This window comes from Skermanella sp., assembly GCF_059503625.1.
Genome location: NZ_JCACHA010000973.1, coordinates 1 through 6475 on the forward strand (window position 1 = coordinate 1; position 6475 = coordinate 6475).

Here is a 6475-nt window from a genome sequence, read left to right on the forward strand (position 1 = left end):
GGCCGCACTCCGCCATGCGGTCCGGGGCGAGAAGGGCGGGCAGGTGATCGACCTGTCCCTGTTCGAGCCGATCTTCTCCATGATCGGGGCGGAGGCGGCACAGTACCGGCTGACCGGCGTGCCGTCCAACCGGGCCGGCAACCAGTCGACCCACACGGCGCCGCGCAACGTCTATGTCTGCTCCGACGGCAAATACGTGGCGATGTCCGGCTCCATGCAGTCCATGGCCGAGCGGATCTTCACCACCATCGGCCATCCCGAACTGATCGCCGATCCCCGGTTCCGGACCAACGACGACCGCGTCCGCCACCGGGACGAGCTGGACCAGATCATCGGCTCCGTCATCGCCACCCGAACCCAGGAGCATAACCTGGACCTGTTCGAGGCGGCCGGCGTCACCGTCGGTCCCGTCTGCTCGATCGCCGATCTGGTCGACCACCCCTTCGTCCGTGGCCGCGAAGTCATCGTCGAGCTGCCGGACGACGACATGGGAACGCTCCCCATGCACAATGTCATTCCCCGGATGTCCGGCACGCCCGGCGGCATGCGCCGCCCGGCGCCGCGCATCGGCCAGCACAACGCCGAGATCCTGGCGGAACTCGGCATCACGATGGCGGAACCCGGCATTACGATGGCGGAACGCGAACAGGAGATGCCGGCATGACCCAGACCTTGCCCAACAAGACGCTGCCGATCTGGCGGTCGATGCTGTTCGTTCCCGTCAACAACGAACGCTTCCTCGCCAGCGCTCCCAGGCGGGGAGCCGACGTCATCCAGCTCGACCTGGAGGACAGCATTCCGCCCGACCAGAAGGCCGAGGCGCGCGGCATGGTCCGCGCCGCCGCCGCCCGGCTGGCGCGGGACGGCGTCCAGGTCGTCGTCCGGATCAACCGGCCGTGGCGGCAGGCCGTCGCCGACATCGAGTCCAGCGTCTGCGCCGAGGTCATGGCGCTGACGCTGCCCAAGGTGCCGGACGCCAGCCACATCCGCGCCGTCGGCGAGATCCTGGACGAGCTGGAGTTCGAGCGCGGACTGCCCCGGGGTCACACCGGCCTCGTCGCGATGATCGAAACAGCCGGCGGCCTTGGCGAGATGCGCGCCATTGCAGCATCCCCGCGCGTCCTCGGCATCACGGTCGGCGCCGAGGATCTGGCGGTGTCGATGGGCATGGTGCCCGACGACCGCAGCCTCTACGTCCCCAACGTCATGGCGGTGGCGGCGGCGCGGGCCGCCGGCTGCCTGCCGATCGGCTATGTCGGCTCGGTGGCGGACTACACCGACCTGGACCGGTACCGCCGCGTCATCCAGGAAGCGCGCCGGCTGGGCTTCGAAGGCGGCTTCTGCATCCACCCCGATCAGGTGGCGATCCTCAACGAGGCCTTCGCCCCGTCCGCCAAGGAAGTCCAGGACGCGGAGGAGGTCATTGCCGCCTTCGAGGCCGGCCTGCGCGAGGGCAGGGGCGCCGTCCGCCACAAGGGCCGCATGCTCGACCTGCCCGTGGTCGACCAGTCGCGGGCGGTGCTGGCGCGGCACGAAGCGATATCCGCATGCGCCGTGGACAGGGGGGCTGCCCGCTCGCCAAGTTAGGATAGACCGGCTACCCCAGGACGACGCCGCCGCAGATGGATCTTCGCCAGCTCAGGTACTTCCTCGCCGTCGCGGAACATGGCTCCATCCTCAAGGCATCACAGGCGCTGCGCGTGGCCCAGCCCTCGATCAGCACCCATCTGCGGAACCTGGAGGAGGAGTTCGGCGTCGTCCTGTTCGAGCGCTCGGCCCGCGGCGTGGTGGCGACCAGCGAGGGGCAGGAGCTGATCCGCCATGCCCGGCTGATCCTCAAATCGGCCGACGACGCGCGGGAAAGCCTCCGGTCGCGCTCCGACAGCCCGGTCGGCCGCGTGACCTTCGCGATCCCGACCTCGCTGGTGACGATCCTGGCCGTTCCGCTGATCGAGCAGACCCAGGCGGCGCTGCCCAATGTGACGTTGCGCGTCGTCGAGAGCATGAGCGGCTACATCGCGCACTGGCTGCTGGAGGGGCAGGTCGACGTCGGCCTGCTCTACGGCGCGCACCCAAATTCCGGCATCGACAGCACCAAGCTCCTGACCGAGGAGCTTTACCTCGCCGGCCGCGACGAGGCCTCGCTGGCCGGCATCGCGGAGGGCGGCGACGCGCCGTTCCACCGGCTGGAACCGCTCAAGTTCGTCCTGCCGGGGCGGGAGCACGGCCTCCGCTCGCTGATCGAGCAATCGGCGCGGCGGGCCGGCATCGGCCTGAACGTGACGATCGAGATCGACGCCTTCAGCCAGATCAAGCGCCTCGTCCGCCGCGGCGCCGGTCACACCATCCTGTCGCTCGCCGCCTTGGAAAGCGACGAGTCCGGCGCCGCCCTCTCGGTCGCCCGCATCGTCGAACCCGTGGTAGAACGCTCCGTCCACATCGCTCACGCCAACAGCCGTCCCCTGACCCGCGCCGCCCGCGAAGTCGAACGCATCGCGGTCGGCATCCTGCGGACGGAGGCCAACTCCGGCTGGTGGCGCGCCAAGCTCTGGTGAAGCGGCGCCATGCCGCCGTCACGAGGGCTCCCGGTCCCGCAAGGATTCCATCAGCCAGCGCCGGAAGGTCTGCATGGCCGAGGTCTCCGAGCGCGAGCGCAAGCGGGTCAGCCAGTAGCGCCCGGCCGGAGCCTCGGCCTCGAAGGGCCGAACCAGCCGCTCGGTGCCCAGGTCATGCCCGAACATGCCGGCGGGCAGCAGTGCGACGCCGATCCCGGCTATCGCCGCTGCGGCCATGGTAGGGGAGGAGTCGAAAACCGGACCCCGGATCGTCGGGCAGGGTGCCCCGGCGATCGCGAACCAGCGCTGCCATTCCTCCCCCCGGTAGGAGCGAAGCAGCGTTTCGCGGGCAAGATCGGCCGGCGTGGTCAGCCGCCGGGCCACACCGGGCGCGCAGAGCGGGGTGAGGGGAGCGTCCAGCAGCATGGTCGCCTCGATGCCGTGCCAAGCGCCGTCTCCGAAGCGGATCGCGAAATCCAGGCCCTCCCCGGCGAGGTCCACACGGTTGTTGTTGGTCAGGATGCGAAGATCGATCCCCGGATACGCGCTGGTGAAGCCCGGAACCCGCGACAGCAGCCATCCCGTGGCGAAGGTGCCGACCACGCCGACCGTCAACACCTCGTGGTAACGGCCCTCGGTGAACCGGTCCAGAGTGGCCCCGATGCTCTCGAAGGCGTCGTTCAGCACCGGCACGAGTGCCGCTCCCTCGTCGGTCAGGGTGAGGCCACGGGGCAGGCGGCGGAACAAGGTAACACCCAGCCGCGCCTCCAGCGTCCGGATGTGGTGGCTGACCGCCGCCTGGCTGACGCACAGCTCCAGCCCCGCGCGGGTGAAGCTGAGGTGCCGTGCGGAGGCTTCGAAGGCGCGCAGGGCGTTGAGGGGAAGCTGCGGACGGTCCATTAGATTTCTTTTTGGTTTGCGAAAGGTATCGTCGTTTGTTCGTGCAACCCGGTGTTTGTAACGTCCAGCCACCAACACGACGAAGCTGGAGGTTTTAGATGATCGGAAGACGGCGATTTTTGGGCGCGGCAGGCGGCTTGATGCTGCTGGCCGCAAATCGCGCAAACGCTGGGAACGCCGATGTTCCGGACAGCAAAGGATTGAGCGACGTCATGGCAGCGCTCGAGCGCCGCAGCGGCGGACGGCTGGGCGTGGCGGTGCTCGACACCGGCAGCGGCCGGCGCTTCGACTGGCGCGGGGACGAGATGTTCCCCATGTGCAGCACCTTCAAATTTCTTTTGGCCGCGGCCATCCTGAAGAAAGTGGACGAGGGCAGGGAAAGCCTGACCCGCCGCATTCCCGTGTCGCCCGGCGACCTGATCCCCTATGCGCCTTTCGCCGAGACTCGGGTGAATGGCACGCCGCCCACGGTGGCGGAACTTTGCGAAGCCACGATGACGCTCAGCGACAACGTCGCGGCCAATCTCCTGCTGCCCGCCGTCGGCGATCCAGCCGGCCTCACCGCCTTCGTGCGCAGCCTGGGCGACGAGCGAACGCGCCTCGACCGCAACGAGCCCACGCTGAACACCTCCATCCCCGGCGACCCGCGCGACACGACGACGCCGAACGCGATGGTCCACAGCATGAACCGGCTGATGGTCGGCGACGCGCTGCGCCCATCCTCGCGCGGGCAGCTCATCGACTGGATGGTCGGCAACAAGACCGGCGACAACCGCCTGCGCGCCGGGTTGCCGCGGGACTGGCGTGTCGGCGACAAGACAGGCACCGGCAACGGATCGATAAACGACATCGCCATCGTCTGGCCCGGAGCCAGGCCGCCGATCCTGATCGCCAGCTACATCACGCAGACGCCCGAGGGGTTCAAGCAGGGCGACGCGATCCACGCGGATGTTGCGCGGGCCGCCGCCGGCGCGTTCACCGGGTGATCCGCAGACAGCCGAGCGGCCACGCGCCGGCTCGGCCAGCCCTCCGGGGAGCGGGCGATCCTCCGAGGCACTCCGATCCGCTGAGGAACATGCCGGAGTTATCCGGGACAAGCCCCTCCTCGTCGTGCTAGCTGGTGTGACACGCTGCGATGGACGATGTCATGATTACGATCAGCCAGAATTTCGCCAAGGTCCTGACCGACTACGTGGGACGGCTCCAGAACCACGACTTCTCGGAAGCCGCCATGGCGATAGCGGCGGCTATCGTCTGGTCCGATGGACGCCTGGACGAAGTCGAGCAGGCCAAACTGGAGGAGTTCATCACCACGTCGCCGTTGCTCCAGCCCTTCACGCCCTTCCGGCTGCTGAACACGTTCCAGCACTACAGCGAGATGTACAAGCTGCATGGCGGCAAGGGGACCGAGGGCGTGCGGCGGGCCGTGCTCCGGATCCAGGACGAGGATCAGCAGGTCCTGCTGCTGAAGTTCGCCCTTGTGCTGGCCAAGGCCGACGATCCGGTCCTGCACGACGACGAGGAGCAGGTGATCCGTGAGTTCTGCCAGTTGCTGAACATCCGCGAAGACGAGGTATTCGGCGACATCGATGACGACGGCGATGCCGATAGCGAGGGCCGATAGCGAGGCCCGATAGCGAGGATTGACCCCTGACCGGTCCGGAGCCTCGATGCCCGTCCGGATCTGCGACGCCCTTAAGGGCGCCGCGCGTGCCCGGCAGGGGGCAGGCCGGGTCGCGCCGGCCGGGAACTGCCGTCGCGGCAGGTGGAGGCGAAGCTGCCGGCCAACGTCATCCTGCCGCCGCCGCTCGCCACCTGGGCTCTGGTTGTCCTGTTTCGAACGCGCGGCAGGCCGAGAAGAGGGTGCTGCCGATGCTCGGCGCCCGCTACACCATGGCCGGCGAACGGGAAATCCACCAGCGGTTCGCCCCGGCGGCCACAGGCATGACCACCGCGGAGGCTGCGCCGGCGGATGCTTGCCTGGACGACATCTTCTTCTGACGGCAGGCACCTCACGCCAGAGGATCGCTGTCGTTGAGCATCCGGATGTAGCTGGTCAGGGCGCCGCTGGCGTTCAGCATATGGGCGCGCATGCAGCGGGCGGCCTCGCCGCCGTCGCCCCGCGCCATCTGCCGCAGGATCTCCCCGTGTTCCTCATGCGACTTGACGATCCGGTCGCCGTGCCGCAGCTGGGTGCGCCGGAAGACCGCAAGCCTCGCGCGGATGCCGATCGCCTGTTCAGCCATGAACTGGTTGTGGGTGCAGCGGTAGATCGCTTCGTGGAACACCCGGTTGAACTCGTCATAGGCGTTGAGGTCGGAAGCGGCGACCATATCAGCCGACTCCTCGTGCAGGCCTTGAAGATGGCTGCGCTCCGCCGGAGTGATCCGGTACGTCGCCAGCCGGACGCACATGGCCTCCACCTCGGCCGTCGTCTCGAACATGTCCATGATCCGCTCCGGCGTCATCAGCGCCACGATCACGCCGCGCCGGGGCCGGATCTCGACCAATCCCGAGACGTCGAGTTGCCGCAGCGCTTCCCGCACCGGCGTCCTCGACGCTCCGAACCGGGTCGCGATCTGCTGCTCGTCCAGCGCCGTTCCCGGCTTCAGCCGCCCGGTCGCGATTTCGTCGGCCAGCGCCCGCCGGATCTGGTCCGACAGCAGGCCCTTGTCTTCGGGTGAGGTCTCGCTTTCAGGCGTCGGACCGAGCAGGTTCATGGTATGCCAAATGCCCCTGGGATCAATGCTCCGTATACAATACCACGGTTTTCCGGCCTTGCTACCATACGCAGATCGAATATTTGAGGGTTCCGGAATCCGCGTGGCTGCCTTTCGAGCTATGCGGTTGCATCCGGTTGTGCGTTGCACGATATGCTTATCCAACAACCGCTCCAGACGGCTGAACGATACTGAGGGAGAAAGCGCCGTTCCGTCTATCATGGAGTCAGACGATGACCGCTTCTCTTACATTCGCCGCCCTGACCAGCGCCCTGGCCAAGTGGGCGCTCCGGAACGCCG

General features: G+C 67.9%; 8 protein-coding genes. 6 read left to right on the plus strand and 2 right to left on the minus strand.

All coding sequences use genetic code 11. From position 1 onward, the window contains the following. The 3 genes from AC5JJ6_RS35680 to AC5JJ6_RS35690 form a co-directional block, all read left to right on the plus strand. Nucleotides 1-664, plus strand: a 664-nt coding sequence (locus AC5JJ6_RS35680; RefSeq protein ID WP_496046588.1) for a CoA transferase, incomplete at its 5' end; no start/stop codon positions are given. Then, nucleotides 661-1587 (plus strand): HpcH/HpaI aldolase/citrate lyase family protein, encoded by a 927-nt coding sequence (locus AC5JJ6_RS35685; protein WP_496046589.1) that lies wholly within the window; start codon nucleotides 661-663, stop codon nucleotides 1585-1587. The genes AC5JJ6_RS35680 and AC5JJ6_RS35685, both read left to right, overlap by 4 nt. A 35-nt stretch (nucleotides 1588-1622) precedes the next feature. Beyond that, on the plus strand, nucleotides 1623-2555 hold the full coding sequence (locus tag AC5JJ6_RS35690) for a LysR substrate-binding domain-containing protein (RefSeq protein WP_496046590.1): 933 nt from the start codon (nucleotides 1623-1625) through the stop codon (nucleotides 2553-2555). An 18-nt stretch (nucleotides 2556-2573) separates the two neighbouring features. On the opposite strand, the gene AC5JJ6_RS35695 is transcribed toward AC5JJ6_RS35690, so the two are convergent. Beyond that, complete coding sequence (locus AC5JJ6_RS35695) at nucleotides 2574-3455, minus strand: LysR family transcriptional regulator (protein ID WP_496046591.1); 882 nt, start codon at nucleotides 3453-3455, stop codon at nucleotides 2574-2576. Between the two features lie 98 nt (nucleotides 3456-3553). On the opposite strand from AC5JJ6_RS35695, the gene bla reads away from it, so the two are divergent. From bla to AC5JJ6_RS35710, 3 genes are all read left to right on the plus strand, one after another. Continuing rightward, nucleotides 3554-4441, plus strand: a complete 888-nt coding sequence (gene bla / locus AC5JJ6_RS35700; RefSeq protein WP_496046592.1) for a class A beta-lactamase — start codon at nucleotides 3554-3556, stop codon at nucleotides 4439-4441. Nucleotides 4442-4602: 161 nt separating this feature from the next. Beyond that, nucleotides 4603-5079, plus strand: coding sequence for a tellurite resistance TerB family protein (locus tag AC5JJ6_RS35705; protein ID WP_496046593.1), 477 nt, complete (start codon nucleotides 4603-4605; stop codon nucleotides 5077-5079). Nucleotides 5080-5318: 239 nt separating this feature from the next. After that, entirely contained in the window at nucleotides 5319-5456 is a 138-nt protein-coding gene (locus AC5JJ6_RS35710) for a hypothetical protein (protein WP_496046594.1), read from the plus strand. 11 nt (nucleotides 5457-5467) lie between these two features. On the opposite strand, the gene AC5JJ6_RS35715 is transcribed toward AC5JJ6_RS35710, so the two are convergent. Beyond that, entirely contained in the window at nucleotides 5468-6175 is a 708-nt protein-coding gene (locus AC5JJ6_RS35715; RefSeq protein WP_044426667.1) for a GntR family transcriptional regulator, read from the minus strand. Nucleotides 6176-6475: the final 300 nt, after the last annotated feature.

Excerpts from the sequence above, each read along its gene's own strand:
- bla (WP_496046592.1), top strand. The coding sequence starts at position 3,554 with ATGATCGGAAGACGGCGATTTTTGGGCGCGGCAGGCGGCTTGATGCTG.
- AC5JJ6_RS35705 (WP_496046593.1), top strand. The coding sequence starts at position 4,603 with ATGATTACGATCAGCCAGAATTTCGCCAAGGTCCTGACCGACTACGTG.
- AC5JJ6_RS35715 (WP_044426667.1), bottom strand. The coding sequence starts at position 6,175 with ATGAACCTGCTCGGTCCGACGCCTGAAAGCGAGACCTCACCCGAAGAC.
- AC5JJ6_RS35685 (WP_496046589.1), top strand. The coding sequence starts at position 661 with ATGACCCAGACCTTGCCCAACAAGACGCTGCCGATCTGGCGGTCGATG.
- AC5JJ6_RS35690 (WP_496046590.1), top strand. The coding sequence starts at position 1,623 with ATGGATCTTCGCCAGCTCAGGTACTTCCTCGCCGTCGCGGAACATGGC.
- AC5JJ6_RS35695 (WP_496046591.1), bottom strand. The coding sequence starts at position 3,455 with ATGGACCGTCCGCAGCTTCCCCTCAACGCCCTGCGCGCCTTCGAAGCC.